The 15,856-nt window shown below is 43.5% G+C and carries 13 protein-coding genes; 12 read left to right on the top strand and 1 reads right to left on the bottom strand.

Translation table 11 applies throughout. The annotated features are described in order from the left end of the window. Positions 1–188: 188 nt before the first annotated feature. Positions 189–1,475: a tRNA(Met) cytidine acetate ligase gene (locus tag NQ541_RS06765; RefSeq protein ID WP_005611863.1), complete on the bottom strand. Its 1,287-nt coding sequence runs from the start codon at positions 1,473–1,475 to the stop codon at positions 189–191. Positions 1,476–1,591: 116 nt separating this feature from the next. Between NQ541_RS06765 and mgtE the strand changes: the two genes are divergently transcribed. The 12 genes from mgtE (at position 1,592) to NQ541_RS06705 (ending at position 15,005) form a co-directional block, all read left to right on the top strand. Continuing rightward, positions 1,592–2,944, top strand: a complete 1,353-nt coding sequence (mgtE, locus tag NQ541_RS06760) for a magnesium transporter (protein WP_005611864.1) — start codon at positions 1,592–1,594, stop codon at positions 2,942–2,944. 199 nt (positions 2,945–3,143) lie between these two features. Continuing rightward, on the top strand, positions 3,144–4,139 hold the full coding sequence (gene pta, locus NQ541_RS06755) for a phosphate acetyltransferase (protein WP_005611867.1): 996 nt from the start codon (positions 3,144–3,146) through the stop codon (positions 4,137–4,139). 41 nt (positions 4,140–4,180) lie between these two features. Next, a complete protein-coding gene (locus NQ541_RS06750) occupies positions 4,181–5,377 on the top strand; it encodes an acetate kinase (RefSeq protein WP_005611869.1) in 1,197 nt (398 codons plus the stop codon). 389 nt (positions 5,378–5,766) lie between these two features. Then, entirely contained in the window at positions 5,767–6,294 is a 528-nt protein-coding gene (locus NQ541_RS06745; RefSeq protein WP_005611872.1) for a YceD family protein, read from the top strand. Positions 6,295–6,297: 3 nt separating this feature from the next. Continuing rightward, the gene (gene rpmF, locus NQ541_RS06740; protein WP_005611874.1) at positions 6,298–6,477 is read left to right on the top strand and encodes a 50S ribosomal protein L32; all 180 of its coding nucleotides are present in this window, start codon (positions 6,298–6,300) and stop codon (positions 6,475–6,477) included. A 149-nt stretch (positions 6,478–6,626) separates the two neighbouring features. After that, complete coding sequence (gene plsX, locus NQ541_RS06735; protein ID WP_023923321.1) at positions 6,627–7,658, top strand: phosphate acyltransferase PlsX; 1,032 nt, start codon at positions 6,627–6,629, stop codon at positions 7,656–7,658. Positions 7,659–7,675: 17 nt separating this feature from the next. Continuing rightward, complete coding sequence (acpP, locus tag NQ541_RS06730) at positions 7,676–7,906, top strand: acyl carrier protein (protein WP_005611878.1); 231 nt, start codon at positions 7,676–7,678, stop codon at positions 7,904–7,906. Positions 7,907–7,984: 78 nt separating this feature from the next. After that, positions 7,985–8,674: a ribonuclease III gene (rnc, locus tag NQ541_RS06725; RefSeq protein WP_005611880.1), complete on the top strand. Its 690-nt coding sequence runs from the start codon at positions 7,985–7,987 to the stop codon at positions 8,672–8,674. A gap of 11 nt (positions 8,675–8,685) precedes the next feature. After that, positions 8,686–12,246: a chromosome segregation protein SMC gene (smc, locus tag NQ541_RS06720; protein WP_005611882.1), complete on the top strand. Its 3,561-nt coding sequence runs from the start codon at positions 8,686–8,688 to the stop codon at positions 12,244–12,246. A gap of 9 nt (positions 12,247–12,255) precedes the next feature. Next, positions 12,256–13,215, top strand: coding sequence for a signal recognition particle-docking protein FtsY (gene ftsY / locus NQ541_RS06715; protein WP_005611883.1), 960 nt, complete (start codon positions 12,256–12,258; stop codon positions 13,213–13,215). Further along, positions 13,193–14,407 carry a threonine ammonia-lyase gene (gene ilvA / locus NQ541_RS06710; protein ID WP_005611885.1) on the top strand — a complete coding sequence of 405 codons (1,215 nt, stop codon included), beginning with the start codon at positions 13,193–13,195 and terminating at the stop codon, positions 14,405–14,407. Before ftsY ends, ilvA begins: the two co-directional genes overlap by 23 nt. A gap of 106 nt (positions 14,408–14,513) precedes the next feature. Then, entirely contained in the window at positions 14,514–15,005 is a 492-nt protein-coding gene (locus NQ541_RS06705; RefSeq protein WP_005611888.1) for a DUF1653 domain-containing protein, read from the top strand. The last annotated feature ends 851 nt before the right edge of the window (positions 15,006–15,856 follow it).

Raw genomic sequence — 15,856 nt, 5'->3', positions numbered from 1 at the left:
CCAACTTGTTAAGGAACATAAACAGGAGTGCCTCTGCACGAGTGTTTGCACGTTCCTGTTACAAGTTGTCAACGGGCTGAGGTAAAGCGGGTCCTGCACTGCGATGCAACAGCAAGGGCGGATATGGATGCTCTTCTATTAAAATCTTTCTGGCTGCCGAAACATTTTCACCCCAACAACTACAAATTTCATATCTTGATTATCCTCTGTTTATATTCATTGAGAAATGCTGTCTTAAATTTGTCTGTCACAACGGAAGTATATAAATTTGATGCGAGGATATCATCCCGCAGCATTCGCTGTCCAAGCTCACAGAGTTCCCGGCTTTCAGCAAGCTTTGTCAGAAGCGGCAGGGAGCTTTTTTTTGATATTTCGGTAAGAATCTGGGAACAGTCCTTTCTGAATCCGAGCAGTCGTGCATAGAAGTTATATCCGCTGTTCATATATTCAGATACAGAATCTTTTTTGATTCCGAGCATAATATGAAGCAATGCCCGGTTAATACGGGTTTGGGTCAGTTCCTTTGTCTTCAGAAGTCCGGCAAACTGCTTATAATTAAAGAAATCATTTAAACTGGTACAGATCCTTGCGGCGAGTTCGGGCGAGACATCCATATAACGGACGAGGCTTTCAGGATGCTTGTTCAAAAGTTTGTATTTTAAGATTAATGAAAAATCATTCTGATAAACCGGGTACTGGATCTTATGAAAATCAGACAGAAGTTCCAGACACTTTTTTGGAACCTGATTTCCCAGTTCATTGAGAATATCGGAAAAAGAAAGCTCTGTGGAATCATCTCCTGCAAATTCTGTATGAATGGACGAGCTGGAATATGCCAGGAGGGAACGGATCGCAGAAGCAGAGCTATACAGTTCGTCAAGTTGGCTGCTATGATATCCTGCTCCCTTTCGCCGGATTGTATAAGGACGGATAGAACTTCCGCATTTTTTTAAGGCTTTCAGATATTCAATGCCGAGGATGTTATTCGGATCTTTTAAAATGTCGGCACATCGAGGATCGCCGGTGCAGAAAACGACTGCTGTCTGTCGTGCTGCAGGAAATGATTTGCCAAGCTTTAATTCATGCCGGAGAATTTCACGGTATTGTTCAGGCTCATCGACTAAAAGGCCGGCAATCTTCTGCAGCAGAGGAAGATCACTGCATTCACTTCCAAAGCAGACAGAATCGACGATCCCGAGACTGTCTAAAAGAGAAATTGCTCCGAGAGCAAAAAATTCAGCACTTCCGGTAGCATAGCAGACGGGAAGTTCAAGAACAGCTCCAGCTCCACAATAAAGAGCCATTTCAGTACGGAGACGTTTCGGCATGATGGCGGGAGTACCACGCTGAACATAATCGCCGCTCATAACAACAAGAGCAGCATCGGCACCGGTAATGCGGAGCGATTCGCGGATATGGTATAAATGACCGTTATGGAATGGGTTGTATTCTGTGATCAGACCAACAATTTTCATAGAAATCTCCTATTGCAATACTATATCTATCAGTTAATACTTGTATATCATTTTTGTACCTATTATACTATAAAAAGATAGCAGGGTCAAAATTTAAGTGAAGAAGGTGCAGAGACATGGAGCAGGAACAGAAACTGACTGCAGATCAGATTATAAAATTTTTAGAAGAACGTAATTTTAAAGAACTGAAAGAGGAATTGGAAAATCTGCATCCTGTGGATCTTGTCGATGCCATGGAAGAACTGGATAAGAAGCAGAGAATGCTGGTATTCCGTCTCCTTTCAAAGGAAGAAGCAGCGGAAGTTTTTACTGATATGAACAGTGATATGAGGGAAGAACTGCTTGAAGCATTGACGGATTCTGAGTTAAAAGAGATCATGGATGAGATGTATGTGGATGATACAGTAGATGTACTGGAGGAAATGCCGGCCAATGTTGTGGATCGTCTGCTGATGGCAACGGATGAGGAGACAAGAAAGCAGATCAATACTCTGTTACAATATCCGGAAGACAGTGCAGGCAGTATTATGAATATAGAATACATCAGCCTGCGGAAAGAGATGACGGTTGCAGATGCGATCCTTAAAATCCGGCAGGTGGGGATCAACCGTGAGACGATTTATACGTGTTATGTGACAGAAAAGAGAAAGCTGATCGGAGTGGTGGATGTGAAAGATCTGCTGACAGCGGGGGAGTCCAGGCTGATCGAGGAGATCATGGATGAGAATGTTATTTATGCAAGAACGCTGGATGATCAGGAACAGGTGGCCAATCAGATCAACAAATACGGACTTGTTGCAATTCCGATCCTGGATCATGAAGACTGCATGGTGGGAATTGTTACAGTTGATGATGCCATGCTTGTTTTGCAGGATGAGACAACAGAGGACATCAGTATTATGGCGGGTGTCAGTCCGAATGAAGATTCTTATTTTGGAACTTCAGTATTTCAGCATGCAAAGAACCGTTCTTTATGGTTGATGCTCCTGATGCTGTCAGCAACGGTAACAGGAGAGATACTCGGGCATTATGAGGATGCCATGGCAGTAATGCCGGTATTGATCACATTTATTCCGATGCTGATGGGAACAGGAGGAAACTGTGGCTCTCAGAGTTCGACATTGGTGATCCGTGGACTTGCAGTGGGAGAGATTGAGTTTAAAGATATTTTCCGGGTGCTTTTCAAAGAAATCCGGGTAGCTGTGGTTGTAGGTCTGATGCTTGCGGTTGTAAATGGACTTCGCATCTATATTATGTATGATCAGAATGTGATGCTCGCAGGTGCACTTGGACTGACGATGATCGCTGTTGTATCGATGGCAAAATGTATCGGATGTGTCCTTCCTCTGTTGGCTAAAAAGTTAGGGCTTGATCCGGCAATTATGGCGGCACCGTTGATCACGACCATACTGGATACGTGTACAATTCTGGTTTATTTTAATATTGTGACAGCATTTTTTCATCTATGAAAATGTGTGAAAGAGACAGAGATTGTTCTTTTTGAAGAACAATTTGTCTGACATTGATAAATATGTAACAAAGCTATAAAAAAAGATCTGAAAAAAGAAAGATTGTATTTGAAAATGCACATGAAACCCACTTGTATACAAAAAACCTTTGTATTATAATAAATTGCAGTGAAATTAAAAGAAAGGTGGCACAAAAGTCATGGGATTTATTGATGAAATCAAGGCAAGAGCGAAAGCTTGCAAAAAGACAATCGTTCTCCCTGAGACAGAGGACGAAAGAACTTATAAGGCAGCAGAGGCAGTATTAAAAGAAGGAATTGCTGATCTGGTGCTTGTTGGAAGCAAAGAGGAGATTGAGAAAAATAAAGGTACATATGATATCTCCGGTGCTGCGATCGTAGATCCTGCTACAGATGCAAGAACAGAAGGTTATATTGCAAAACTGGTTGAACTGAGACAGAAGAAAGGTATGACACCGGAGCAGGCAAAAGAGCTGCTTCTGAATAATTACCTTTATTATGGGGTAATGATGGTGAAGATGGGGGATGCTGACGGTATGGTATCAGGAGCATGCCATTCTACAGCAGATACACTTCGTCCGTGCCTTCAGATCCTGAAGACGAAACCGGGTACAAAGCTGGTATCCGCATTCTTCCTGATGGTAGTTCCGGATTGCGATATGGGTGCAGACGGAACATTTGTATTTGCAGATGCAGGTCTGGAGCAGAATCCAGATCCGGAAAAGCTTGCAAATATTGCAATTTCTTCAGCAGATTCTTTCACGCTTCTTGTAGGAAAAGAGCCGGTTGTTGCTATGCTTTCTCATTCTACAAAAGGAAGTGCAAAGCATGCAGATGTTGATAAGGTAGTAGAAGCTACAAAAATTGCTCAGGGACTTGCACCGGAGCTTGCACTTGACGGAGAACTTCAGCTTGATGCAGCGATCGTTCCGGAAGTCGGAGCATCCAAAGCACCGGGAAGCAAAGTTGCAGGACATGCAAATGTACTTGTATTCCCTGACCTCGATGCAGGTAATATCGGATATAAGCTGGTTCAGAGACTTGGAAAAGCAGAAGCTTACGGTCCTCTGACTCAGGGAATTGCAGCACCGGTCAATGACCTTTCCCGTGGATGCAGTGCGGAAGATATTGTAGGTGTTGTTGCAATCACAGCAGTACAGGCACAGGCTGAATAAGTAAGAATGGTAAGATTTGTTTCGGGAGGAAATAAAAGAAAATGAATATTTTAGTTATTAACTGCGGAAGCTCATCTCTGAAATTCCAGTTGATCAACGCTGAATCAGAAGAGGTACTCGCAAAAGGACTTTGTGAAAGAATCGGAATTGACGGACGTCTGACTTATCAGCCGGCTGGCGGAGAAAAAGAAATTTCTGAAAAGGCCATGCCGACCCATACAGAAGCAATCCAGTTTGTCATTGATGCACTGACGAATGAAAAGACTGGTGTTGTCAAGAGCTTAAGCGAGATCGGGGCAGTAGGACACCGCATTGTCCATGGCGGTGAAAAGTTTGCGTCTTCTGTTGTGATTACGGAGGAAGTGAAAAAGGCTGTAGAAGAGTGTAATGATCTTGCACCACTTCATAATCCTGCAAACCTGATCGGAGTTGAAGCATGCGAAAAGCTGATGCCGGGAACTCCTATGGTTGCAGTATTTGATACAGCATTCCATCAGACAATGCCTGAAAAAGCTTATATGTATGGTCTTCCATATGAATATTATGAAAAATATAAAGTAAGACGTTATGGTTTCCATGGTACAAGCCACAGCTATGTTTCTAAAAAGGCGGCTGAGGTGATGGAAAAAGCATATGATGAAGTAAAGACCATCGTATGCCACCTTGGAAATGGTGCAAGCGTATCTGCTGTACTCAATGGAAAATCCGTTGATACATCCATGGGACTTACACCTCTTGAGGGACTGGTTATGGGTACCCGTTCAGGAGATATTGATCCGGCGATCATGGAGTTTATTGCACAGAAGGAAAATCTTGATATCGAAGGCATCATGAATGTACTGAATAAGAAATCCGGTGTATTCGGACTCTCAGGCGGAATCTCCAGTGACTTCCGTGACCTGACAGGAGCAATGGCTGAAGGAGACAAGAAAGCAAAGATCGCACTGGAAGTATTTGCTTATCGAGTAGCAAAATATATCGGAGCTTATGCAGCAGCGATGAATGGTGTGGATGATATTGTATTTACAGCAGGAATCGGTGAGAATGTAAGCTATGTACGAGAGCAGGTATGCAGCTATCTGGGATATCTTGGTGTTGAACTTGATCCTGATGCGAATGAGAAGTTCAGAGGCGAGCAGGGTGAGATCACAAAGCCTGGATGCAAGGTAAGAGTCTTTGTAATTCCTACAAATGAAGAGCTTGCTATTGCACGTGAGACACTTGCACTTGTAAAATAAACTTCATAATAACAAGATATAAAATTATGATGATGTCGGGGTCAAAAGCCCCCGACTTTGATGCCTACGGATTGCTCCGTGCTACGCACTCCCACAATCCTACCCAATATTCGCATATCGTGGGATTATCATCCCACTTTTATGCTCATATCGGGGCGGGCCCTAAGGTCTTTCACCCACCTATGAGCAAGCTCATATGGGCTTAGACCTTTTGACCCTGGCATCTTATGATCTGAAAAGATTAAAAAATCTGATTATTAACAGGGCAGGAAAGTTTGAGAGAACATAACTGCCCTTTTTCATGCAGCAGAAAAAGATTTTTAAAAATTAGGTTGACAAAAAAGTTTTCCATGATATAATAATTTAGGTATGAATAGGAGAAATACATTATGTTAATTAACCTATCAGACGTTTTGTCAGACCAGCATAAGACGGTTGAAGAAACTGTGCGGCTGGAGATGGAAGAGATCCGGATGAAATCCGGAACCTACCCCATTATCAGTAAAGAGCCGGTTCATGTTAGAGTGGAGCATATAAGGGGAAAAGAACTGCTCGTGAACGCTGAGACCAGGATTGTAGTCGCGATACCATGTGACAGATGCCTGGATGATGTGAAAAGGGAGTTTGTACTTGATTGTGCAAAGCATGTGGACGTAGGCCTCTCCGACGCAGAACTGACAGAGGAGCTGGATGAATCAAACTTTATTGACGGATATCATCTTGACGTGGACAAACTCCTGTATGGAGAGATTTTGTCAGACTGGCCGGTTAAAGTCCTGTGCAGGGAAGACTGTAAAGGGTTATGTAAAGTGTGCGGTCAGAATTTGAATACGGGGTCCTGCAACTGTGAAGAACCGGGACTTGATCCGAGAATGTCAGTTGTCCGTGACTTATTTAAGAATTTTAAGGAGGTGTAACCTATGTCTATCTGTCCAAAGAATAAATCTTCAAAAGCAAGAAGAGATAAGAGAAGAGCTAACTGGAAGATGAGTGCTCCGAACCTTGTAAAGTGCAGCAAATGTGGCGAGCTTATGATGCCTCATCGTGTATGCAAGGCATGCGGATCATACAACAAGCGTGAGATCGTAACAGTTGACTAATTTATGATTTGAAACTGAGAATAGAGTGTAAGCCTGAAAGGTTTACACTCTATTTTTTGCTTAAGAGGAAACTCCCTTTTTATACATATTTATTGATTTTTATCAGGTTTTTTAGTAGAATGATTTCAGTAGTGCAAGGAGGAAAGAATATGTCTGAGATAACGAGAGTTGCCCTTGATGCCATGGGTGGAGATAATGCTCCTGGAGAGATTGTAAAAGGAGCAGTAGAAGCAGTTCAGAGAAGAGATGATATCAAGATACTGCTGACCGGAAAAGAAGAGGTTCTTAAAAAAGAACTGTCTGCTTATACTTATCCAAAGGAACAGATCGAAATTGTAAATGCTACAGAGGTGATAGAGACAGCAGAGCCGCCGGTGAAAGCTATCCGTGGGAAAAAAGATTCTTCTATTGTAGTAGCAATGAAGATGGTGAAAAAGGGCGAGGCAGATGCATTTGTATCTGCAGGAAGTTCAGGTGCAGTCCTCGTTGGAGGTCAGGTGCTTGTAGGACGTATTAAAGGGGTTGAGAGACCACCGCTTGCACCGCTTATCCCGACTTTGAAAGGAGTTTCACTTCTGATCGACTGCGGAGCCAATGTAGATGCCCGGCCGTCCCATCTTGTTCAGTTTGCAAGGATGGGATCCATATATATGGAGAGCGTTATGGGAAAGAAGAATCCGACAGTTGGTATTGTGAATATCGGTGCAGAAGAAGAGAAGGGAAATGCACTTGTAAAAGAGACATTTCCACTGTTGAAAGAATGCAGCGATATCAATTTTATCGGAAGTGTAGAAGCAAGAGATATTCCGTATGGTGTGGCAGATGTGATCGTCTGTGAGGCATTTGCGGGAAATATCATTCTGAAGCTTTATGAAGGTGTTGCGGGAGGTCTTATGAAAAAGGTGAAGGAAGGCATGATGTCTTCTCTTCGGAGTAAGATCGGTGCATTGCTTGTAAAGCCGGCACTGAAAAAGGTATTAAAGGATTTTGATACAAGTAATCATGGTGGAGCACCCCTGCTTGGACTGAATGGACTGGTAGTGAAGACGCATGGAAGTTCAAAGTCAACAGAGATATGCAACTCGATCATTCAGTGTGTGACATTTAAAGAACAGAAGATCAATGAAAAGATCAGGGAAGCAATCCAACAGGAAGTTGTGGAAGAAAAAGAAGAGAAGTAATTCAGGAGGTTTTAATTATGGAATTTGAAAAGCTGCAGGCAATTATCGCGGACGTATTAAATGTTCCGAAAGATGACATTACACCGGAGACTACATTTGTGGATGATTTAGGTGCTGATTCACTGGATATTTTTCAGATCATTATGGGAATTGAGGAAGAGTTCGATATTGAGATCGACAATGAAGAAGCAGAAAAGATCACAACTGTGCAGGATGCAGTTGAGCAGATAAAAAAGGCTGTTGAATAATCGGAAGTGAGATGAAAAAGCCCGAATGGGCTTTTTCATTTTCAATACAGGAGCGTATAAAAGAAAGAGAAGTGAATTATGGATAAAAGACTGAAAGAACTGGAAAAAAAGATCGGATACACTTTTGAAAATCACAAGCTTCTTGAAAGAGCTATGATGCATAGTTCTTATACGAATGAAAAGCATCTGGAAAAATACAGATGCAATGAGCGTCTTGAATTTTTGGGAGATGCAGTACTGGAACTGATCTCCAGCGAATATCTTTTTGGGGAACTTCCAAGAGTATCCGAGGGAGAATTGACCAAGACACGTGCGAGTATGGTGTGCGAACCATCTTTGGCAATGTGTGCGAGAGACATTGATCTGGGAAGTTATCTTCTCCTTGGAAAAGGAGAGGAAGCAACGGGTGGAAGAATGAGAGATTCGATCACATCAGATGCGATGGAAGCACTGATCGGGGCGATTTACCTTGACGGTGGTTTTACTAGTGCAAAAGAGTTTATCCATCGGTTTATCCTGACGGATCTGGAGGATAAGAAACTCTTTTATGATAGTAAAACTATCTTGCAGGAGATCGTACAGGCAAATAAAGCAGGAAATATTACATATGAGCTGGTTGGTGAGGAAGGACCGGATCATAATAAGACATTTGAAGTGAGAGTCAGGATTGGCGGACAGCCTTATGGCAGTGGAAAAGGCCGTTCAAAAAAAGCTGCAGAGCAGAAAGCTGCTTATCAGGCGATCATCATGTATAGAAGTATGAAATAAGCGGGGGCTTTATGTATTTAAAAAGCATTGAAGTGCAGGGGTTTAAGTCCTTTGCGAATAAAATAAAGTTTGAATTTCATAATGGGATCACCGGGATTGTCGGACCAAACGGAAGTGGAAAGAGTAATGTTGCGGATGCGGTCCGCTGGGTACTTGGAGAGCAGAGAGTGAAGCAACTGCGTGGTGGAAGTATGCAGGATGTTATATTTTCAGGGACGGAGAACAGGAAACCGTTAAGTTATGCATCTGTTGCGATCACACTGGACAATTCAGATCATAAGCTTCCGGTTGAGTACGGAGAAGTTACAGTTACAAGAAAGCTGTATCGTTCGGGTGAAAGTGAATATCTGATTAACGGTACAGCGTGCAGACTGAAAGATATTAATGAAATGTTCTACGATACTGGTATCGGAAAGGAAGGATATTCGATTATCGGTCAGGGACAGATTGATAAGATCCTGAGCGGAAAGCCGGAGGAGAGAAGAGAACTTTTTGATGAGGCTGCCGGAATTGTTAAATATAAGCGGAGAAAGAATCTTTCTTTAAAGAAACTGGAAGAAGAACGGCAGAATCTGACCAGGGTAAATGATATCCTTCAGGAGCTGGAGAAGCAGTTGGGACCTTTGGAACGTCAGTCCGAGACAGCCAGGGAATATCTGAAAAAGAAAGAGGAACTGAAGACCTATGATATTAATATGTTCCTTCTGGAGGAAGAACGGCTGAGAGAACGTATCAGGGATGTTGCCGGGAAATACGAGCTTGCTGCAGCAGAGATGGATGAAGCAAATGTCCGTTATGAGAAGATGAAAGAGGAGTATAACCTGATAGAGGGGCAGGTTGAAGAAATTGATCTGGCTATCGAGACAGCAAGAACTCAGATGAATGAGACCGGTCTTTTAAAGCAGCAGTTGGAGGGACAGATCAACGTCTTAAAAGAACAGATCAATACAGCTCGGATGAACGATGAGCATTATGGACATCGTGCAGGAGTGATCCATACAGAAATTGAGTCCAGGACGGCAAAGAAAAAAGAACTGGAAAAAGAAAAGCAGAATGTTCTGGAAAAGCTGGAAAAGGCACGTGGGACTGATGCACAGGCCAGGCAGAAGTTGATTGATACGCAGTCTTTGATCGCTGAATATACAGATGAGATCGAGCAGTGCAAAAAAGAGATCATGGAGCTGCTTGGAAGTCGTGCATCAACGACTGCAAAGATGCAGCATTTCGATACGACAAGAGAACAGATTCAGACAAGAAAAGCAGTTATTGCCAGAGGATTGCTGGAAGTTGCAACCGAGGCAGAAGAACAGAATCTGATCCTGAAAAAGCATGAAGAAGAACTGCAGGCAGTTCAGAAAGAAATAGCAGAGTGTAATGCAAAGATTTCAGAGAATGAACGGGAACTTGAACGGTTACAGAAAGAGCTGCGTGAAAAGCAGGAAAAACTGAAAATCGGCCAGACCGCTTATCACAGAGAGTCGTCCAGGCTGGAATCCCTGAAAAATATTACAGAACGCTACGATGGCTACGGCAACAGTATCCGGAAGGTGATGGCAAAGAAAGAGCAGGAACCGGGGCTGATCGGAGTTGTTGCAGATATCATCAAGGTAGAGCAAGAATATGAGATTGCGATTGAAACTGCACTTGGCGGCAGTATTCAGAATATTGTAACCGACAATGAGAATACTGCAAAGAGGATGATCGAATTTCTGAAAAGGAATAAGTTCGGGCGGGCAACGTTTCTCCCACTTACCAGTATGCGGGGAAGTGGAGGAATCCGCAATGCAGAGGCCTTAAGAGAACCGGGAGTGATCGGACTTGCGAATACACTGGTTCATGTAGAAAGCAGATTTAGCGGACTTGCGGAACAGCTTCTTGGAAAAACTATCGTGGTCGATCAGATTGACCATGGAATCGCAATCGCAAGAAAGTATCGTCAGACACTCAGACTGGTGACTCTTGAAGGGGAACTGATCAATCCGGGCGGCTCCATGACCGGAGGTGCATTTAAAAATTCCAGCAATCTGCTGAGCCGACGCCGGGAGATAGAAGAATTTGAAAAGACGGTAGTGATGCTGAAGACAGAGATGGATACTTTGGAAGAAGAAGTACGCAAGGTGAAAGATCTGAGAGCCGGAATCTACAGCTCTACGGATGAGATCCAGCAGACGCTCCGGAAGGCTTCTGTTGTGGAGACGACTGCGAGGATGAATGTTGAGCAGACGCAGTTAAAGCAGTTAGAGGCCAAGCAGAAATATGACGGTTATCAGAAAGAACAGGAAAGTCTGCTGCAGGAACTTCAGGAGATTACGGATAATGAGGATTCGATCCAGATGGAATTAGAGACCTCTGAAAATATGGAGAAGGAGTTGAATGAAAAGATCAGTCAGCTTCAGATCCGGTTAGAACAGACAAAAAAAGAAGAGGGATCACAACTGAAGCAGACAGAGGAAGTACATCTTTCACTTGCAAGTCTGGAGCAGCAGGATAACTTTATTTTGGAAAATATGATCCGTATTGAGGAAGAAATCCAGAAGTTCTGCAATGAACTGGAAGAACTTGGTGAAAGCCGGGGAAATGCATCTGAGGAGATCCGGGAAAAAGAAGAAAAGATCCGGGAATTACAGCAGACCATTGAAGAGTCGAAAGAGCTGTTTGAGGAGATCAGGCAGGAGATTCACGGTCAGACTTCAAAGAGAGAAGAACTGAATCAGAAGAATAAAGATTTTCTGAGGCTCCGTGAAGATTTGTCAAAGCATATTGCAGATCTTGATAAAGAGACGTTCCGTCTGAACAGTCAGAAAGAGGGATATGAAGAAGCATCTGAAAAGCAGATGAATTATATGTGGGAAGAATACGAACTCACCTATAATCATGCGATGGAGCTTCGGAATGAAAAGCTGACCGATCTGGCAGAGATGAAGCGGCAGATCCAGGTTTTGAAAAATGAGATCCGTAAACTTGGTACAGTTAATGTAAATGCGATCGAAGACTATAAAAATGTGTCGGAGAGATATACTTTCCTCAAAGGGCAGCATGATGATCTGGTAGAGGCTGAAGCATCACTTGTGCAGATTATCGAGGAACTGGATACTGCAATGCGGAAGCAGTTTACCGAGCAGTTTGCAAGAATCGCAAAAGAATTTAATGAGGTATTCCGTCAGTTATTCGGAGGAGGAAAAGGTACACTGGAGCTGATGGAGGACGAGGATATTCTGGAGGCGGGGATCAGGATCATTGCCCAGCCACCGGGAAAGAAGCTGCAGAATATGATGCAGCTTTCAGGAGGCGAAAAAGCACTGACGGCGATTTCGCTGTTATTTGCAATCCAGAATCTGAAACCGTCACCGTTCTGTCTGCTGGATGAGATTGAGGCGGCACTGGATGATAATAATGTAGACCGGTATGCACAGTATCTTCATAAACTTACGAAGCATACGCAGTTTATTGTTATCACGCACAGAAGAGGAACCATGGCGGCAGCAGACCGTCTGTATGGTATTACGATGCAGGAAAAGGGAGTATCTACGCTGGTATCGGTAGATCTTCTGGAAGACCAACTGGAGAAGTAGGAGGCAGAAATGGGAGAAGAAAAGAAAGGATTTTTCAGGCGACTGGTATCCGGGCTTACAAAGACCAGGGATAATATCGTATCAGGAATGGACAGTATTTTTCATGGATTTTCCAGGATTGATGACGATTTTTATGAAGAACTGGAAGAAACCCTGATCATGGGGGATCTTGGCGTACGGGCGACTATGGATATCATAGAAGATCTGAAAGAAAAAGTAAAAGAACAGCATATAAAAGAGCCGTTGGAATGCAGGCAGCTTCTGATCGACAGTATCCGGGAGCAGATGGATGTAGGTGAGACAGCGTATGAGTTTGAAAACCGGACATCTGTAGTATTTGTGATCGGAGTGAATGGTGTAGGAAAGACAACCACGATCGGAAAGCTTGCAGGAAAGCTGAAAGATCAGAATAAAAAAGTAATTCTTGCAGCAGCAGATACATTCCGTGCAGCAGCAGGAGAACAGCTCAGGGAATGGGCGAACCGTGCCGGTGTTGAAATGATCGGCGGGCAGGAAGGTGCAGATCCTGCGTCAGTTGTCTATGATGCGGTAGCAGCCGCAAAAGCAAGAAAAGCGGATGTACTTTTGTGTGATACAGCAGGCAGACTGCATAATAAGAAAAATCTTATGGAAGAGTTAAAGAAGATCAACCGGGTAATCGACAGAGAATATCCGGATGCTTTTCGTGAGACACTAGTCGTATTAGATGCCACGACGGGACAGAATGCTCTGGCACAGGCAAAAGAATTTAATGAAGTGACAGACATTACAGGAATCGTTCTTACGAAAATGGATGGAACTGCAAAGGGTGGAATTGCTGTAGCGATTCAGGCAGAACTGGGTATCCCGGTAAAATATATCGGAGTTGGTGAGACAATCGATGATCTGCAGAAGTTTGATTCGGAAGAGTTTGTAAAGGCACTGTTCTACAGGGAGGAAGAAAAAAATGATGACATTGGAGAAATTTGAAGAAGCAAGTGAACTTGTCAAGAAAGTGACAAATCCTACAAAGCTGGTTTTCAGTGAGTATCTCAGCACGCAGACGGGAGCAAAAGTATATCTGAAACCGGAAAATATGCAGCATACAGGAGCATACAAGATCAGGGGAGCTTACTATAAGATCAGTACGCTGACAGAGGAAGAACGGAACAGAGGACTGATTACAGCTTCTGCCGGCAACCATGCACAGGGAGTTGCATTTGCAGCAAGAGAATTTGGATGCAAGGCAACGATTGTTATGCCGACAGTTACACCTTTAATCAAGGTAAACAGAACCAAGAGCTATGGGGCAGAAGTTGTACTTCATGGGGATGTATACGATGATGCATATCAGTATGCCTGCAAGCTTGCAGAAGAAAATGGCTACACATTTGTGCATCCGTTTAATGATCTGGATGTCGCTACCGGTCAGGGATCGATTGCAATGGAGATCGTACAGGAACTTCCGACAGTTGATTATATTCTTGTCCCGATCGGTGGCGGTGGTCTGATCACCGGAGTTTCAACACTTGCAAAGATGCTGAATCCGAAGATCAAAGTGATCGGAGTTGAACCTGCAGGGGCAGCCAGCATGACAGCAGCACTGAAAGCAGGGGAAGTTGTAGAACTTGATTCTGCCAATACGATTGCAGACGGAACGGCTGTAAAGGAAGTCGGAGATCAGAATCTGCCGTATGTTCAGGAAAATGTAGATGATATTCTTCTGGTAGAAGATGATGAGCTGATCGGAGCATTTCTGGATATGGTTGAGAATCATAAAATGATCGTAGAAAATTCGGGCCTTCTTTCTGTGGCAGCACTGAAGCAGCTTGACTGTAAAGGAAAGAAAGTTGTCTGTGTACTGAGTGGAGGAAATATGGATGTGATTACCATGTCCTCCATCGTTCAGCATGGACTGATCCAGAGAGACCGTATTTTCTCCGTATCCGTGCTTCTTCCGGATAAGCCGGGTGAGCTTGCACGCGTGGCAGAGACGATCGCAAATGTCCAGGGTAATATTATCAAACTTGAGCATAATCAGTTTGTAAGTACGAATCGAAACGCAGCGGTAGAACTTCGTATCACCATGGAAGCATTTGGAACAGACCATAAGAAGAAGATTCTTGAAGCACTGGATGAAAATGGATTCAGACCAAAGACAATCAGTGCGAAATTATATTAAAAGTCAGGAAGGACAGATTCCTGATCCTTAAACTCTTCAGTTAAAGAGCAACAGAAAGTACAATCTGACAGTTAGATGCAGACAGCAGAAAGAGGGAAACAGAAAAATGGAAAGAAAAAAGCCAGAAGCAGGAGAAAAATATCGTCATTTTAAAGGTGGTATTTATGAGATACTGCATTGTGCCATATCGACAGAGACGAGAGAAGAAATGGTTGTCTATGTAGCGGTGAACAGAACAAAGGGAAAAGTTTTTGTGAGCAGACTGGTGAATTTTATGAGTCCATTAATCCGGGAACAGGCAGATGAGTGGGGACAGAAATATCGTTTTGAAAAGATAGAAGAAGTTGCTCCGATTTGTGAATCCGAGGCACTGCAGGATGATATGACGATGATTCTGGAATTTCTGGATCTTGAAAAAAATGAAGAAAAACTGGAATATCTGAAAAAGCACAGGCTTGTACTGAGCGAACGATTTCTGACGGCGGCTGCAGAAAGTCTGGAATATGCAGAACGTGAAGAATCTTTGGAAGAACGGTATGCAGGGCTGGTTCGGTTTCTGCAGATGAAGAGCAGATATGAGAGCGGGAGATTAAGGTAGAAAATTTGTAGTTGTTGGGGTGATACGCTTGTAAATCAGAAAGCTTCTTTGTGGCGAAGCGGACGCGGAAAGCAGGGACATTCCTTCGCGGTGCAGGCCCGCTTTACCTCAGCCCGTTGACCGTTTGTAACTCGAAAGTGGAAATCTTCGTGCAATGGCACTCGATTTACTTTCTCTAACAAACGCTGCAAAGTGTCTTCGGAACGCTCCCTGCTAATGCACCTGCTCAGGAATACCCTGCTTTCCGCTGGTAGTCACAGTAAGAAGTTTTTTTCTGACTCCACAGCGTAGTCACTCAACAATGCAAATTTAAAAAGAATAGAAAAAAGCCGGATGGCTATTGACTAAGATACTCGATCGTAAAGATGTCGGGGGCAAAAGCCCCCGACTTTGATGCCTACGGATTGCTCCGTGCTACGCACTTCCACAATCCTACCCAATATTCGCATATCGTGGGATTATCATCCCACTTTTATGCTCATATCGGGGCGGAGCCTAAGGTCTTTCACCCACCTATGAGCAAGCTCATGTGGGCTTAGACCTTTTGACCCTGGCATCTCGTAAATATTGTATTTACTATTTGATGGAGCATTTATCTTCGTCGATAGCCATCCGGCTCTTTATTTCTTATTGGAATTTCGTCTTTGTTGGGAGAAAATGTTCTGGTATGAGGGAAAATTTTCTGATTTGAAAAGCCTAATATCCACCCTTGCTGTTGCGTGAGCAGTGCATTGACAAGGAGCGTTCCGAAGACACTTTGCCCAACTTGTTAAGGAACGTAAACAGGAGTGCCTCTGCACGAGTGTTTCCACATTCCTGTTACAAGTTGTCAACGGGCTGAGGTAAAGCGG

Source organism: [Ruminococcus] lactaris ATCC 29176 (genome assembly GCF_025152405.1).
In the GTDB taxonomy this organism is placed as follows: Bacteria; Bacillota; Clostridia; order Lachnospirales; family Lachnospiraceae; genus Mediterraneibacter; species Mediterraneibacter lactaris.
This window is presented reverse-complemented; position numbering and strand designations above follow the sequence as displayed.

What these genes read in the sequence shown, in the direction of transcription:
- NQ541_RS06765 (WP_005611863.1), bottom strand. Translation starts at nt 1,475, where the DNA reads ATGAAAATTGTTGGTCTGATCACAGAATACAACCCATTCCATAACGGT.
- mgtE (WP_005611864.1), top strand. Translation starts at nt 1,592, where the DNA reads ATGGAGCAGGAACAGAAACTGACTGCAGATCAGATTATAAAATTTTTA.
- pta (WP_005611867.1), top strand. Translation starts at nt 3,144, where the DNA reads ATGGGATTTATTGATGAAATCAAGGCAAGAGCGAAAGCTTGCAAAAAG.
- NQ541_RS06750 (WP_005611869.1), top strand. Translation starts at nt 4,181, where the DNA reads ATGAATATTTTAGTTATTAACTGCGGAAGCTCATCTCTGAAATTCCAG.
- NQ541_RS06745 (WP_005611872.1), top strand. Translation starts at nt 5,767, where the DNA reads ATGTTAATTAACCTATCAGACGTTTTGTCAGACCAGCATAAGACGGTT.
- rpmF (WP_005611874.1), top strand. Translation starts at nt 6,298, where the DNA reads ATGTCTATCTGTCCAAAGAATAAATCTTCAAAAGCAAGAAGAGATAAG.
- plsX (WP_023923321.1), top strand. Translation starts at nt 6,627, where the DNA reads ATGTCTGAGATAACGAGAGTTGCCCTTGATGCCATGGGTGGAGATAAT.
- acpP (WP_005611878.1), top strand. Translation starts at nt 7,676, where the DNA reads ATGGAATTTGAAAAGCTGCAGGCAATTATCGCGGACGTATTAAATGTT.
- rnc (WP_005611880.1), top strand. Translation starts at nt 7,985, where the DNA reads ATGGATAAAAGACTGAAAGAACTGGAAAAAAAGATCGGATACACTTTT.
- smc (WP_005611882.1), top strand. Translation starts at nt 8,686, where the DNA reads ATGTATTTAAAAAGCATTGAAGTGCAGGGGTTTAAGTCCTTTGCGAAT.
- ftsY (WP_005611883.1), top strand. Translation starts at nt 12,256, where the DNA reads ATGGGAGAAGAAAAGAAAGGATTTTTCAGGCGACTGGTATCCGGGCTT.
- ilvA (WP_005611885.1), top strand. Translation starts at nt 13,193, where the DNA reads ATGATGACATTGGAGAAATTTGAAGAAGCAAGTGAACTTGTCAAGAAA.
- NQ541_RS06705 (WP_005611888.1), top strand. Translation starts at nt 14,514, where the DNA reads ATGGAAAGAAAAAAGCCAGAAGCAGGAGAAAAATATCGTCATTTTAAA.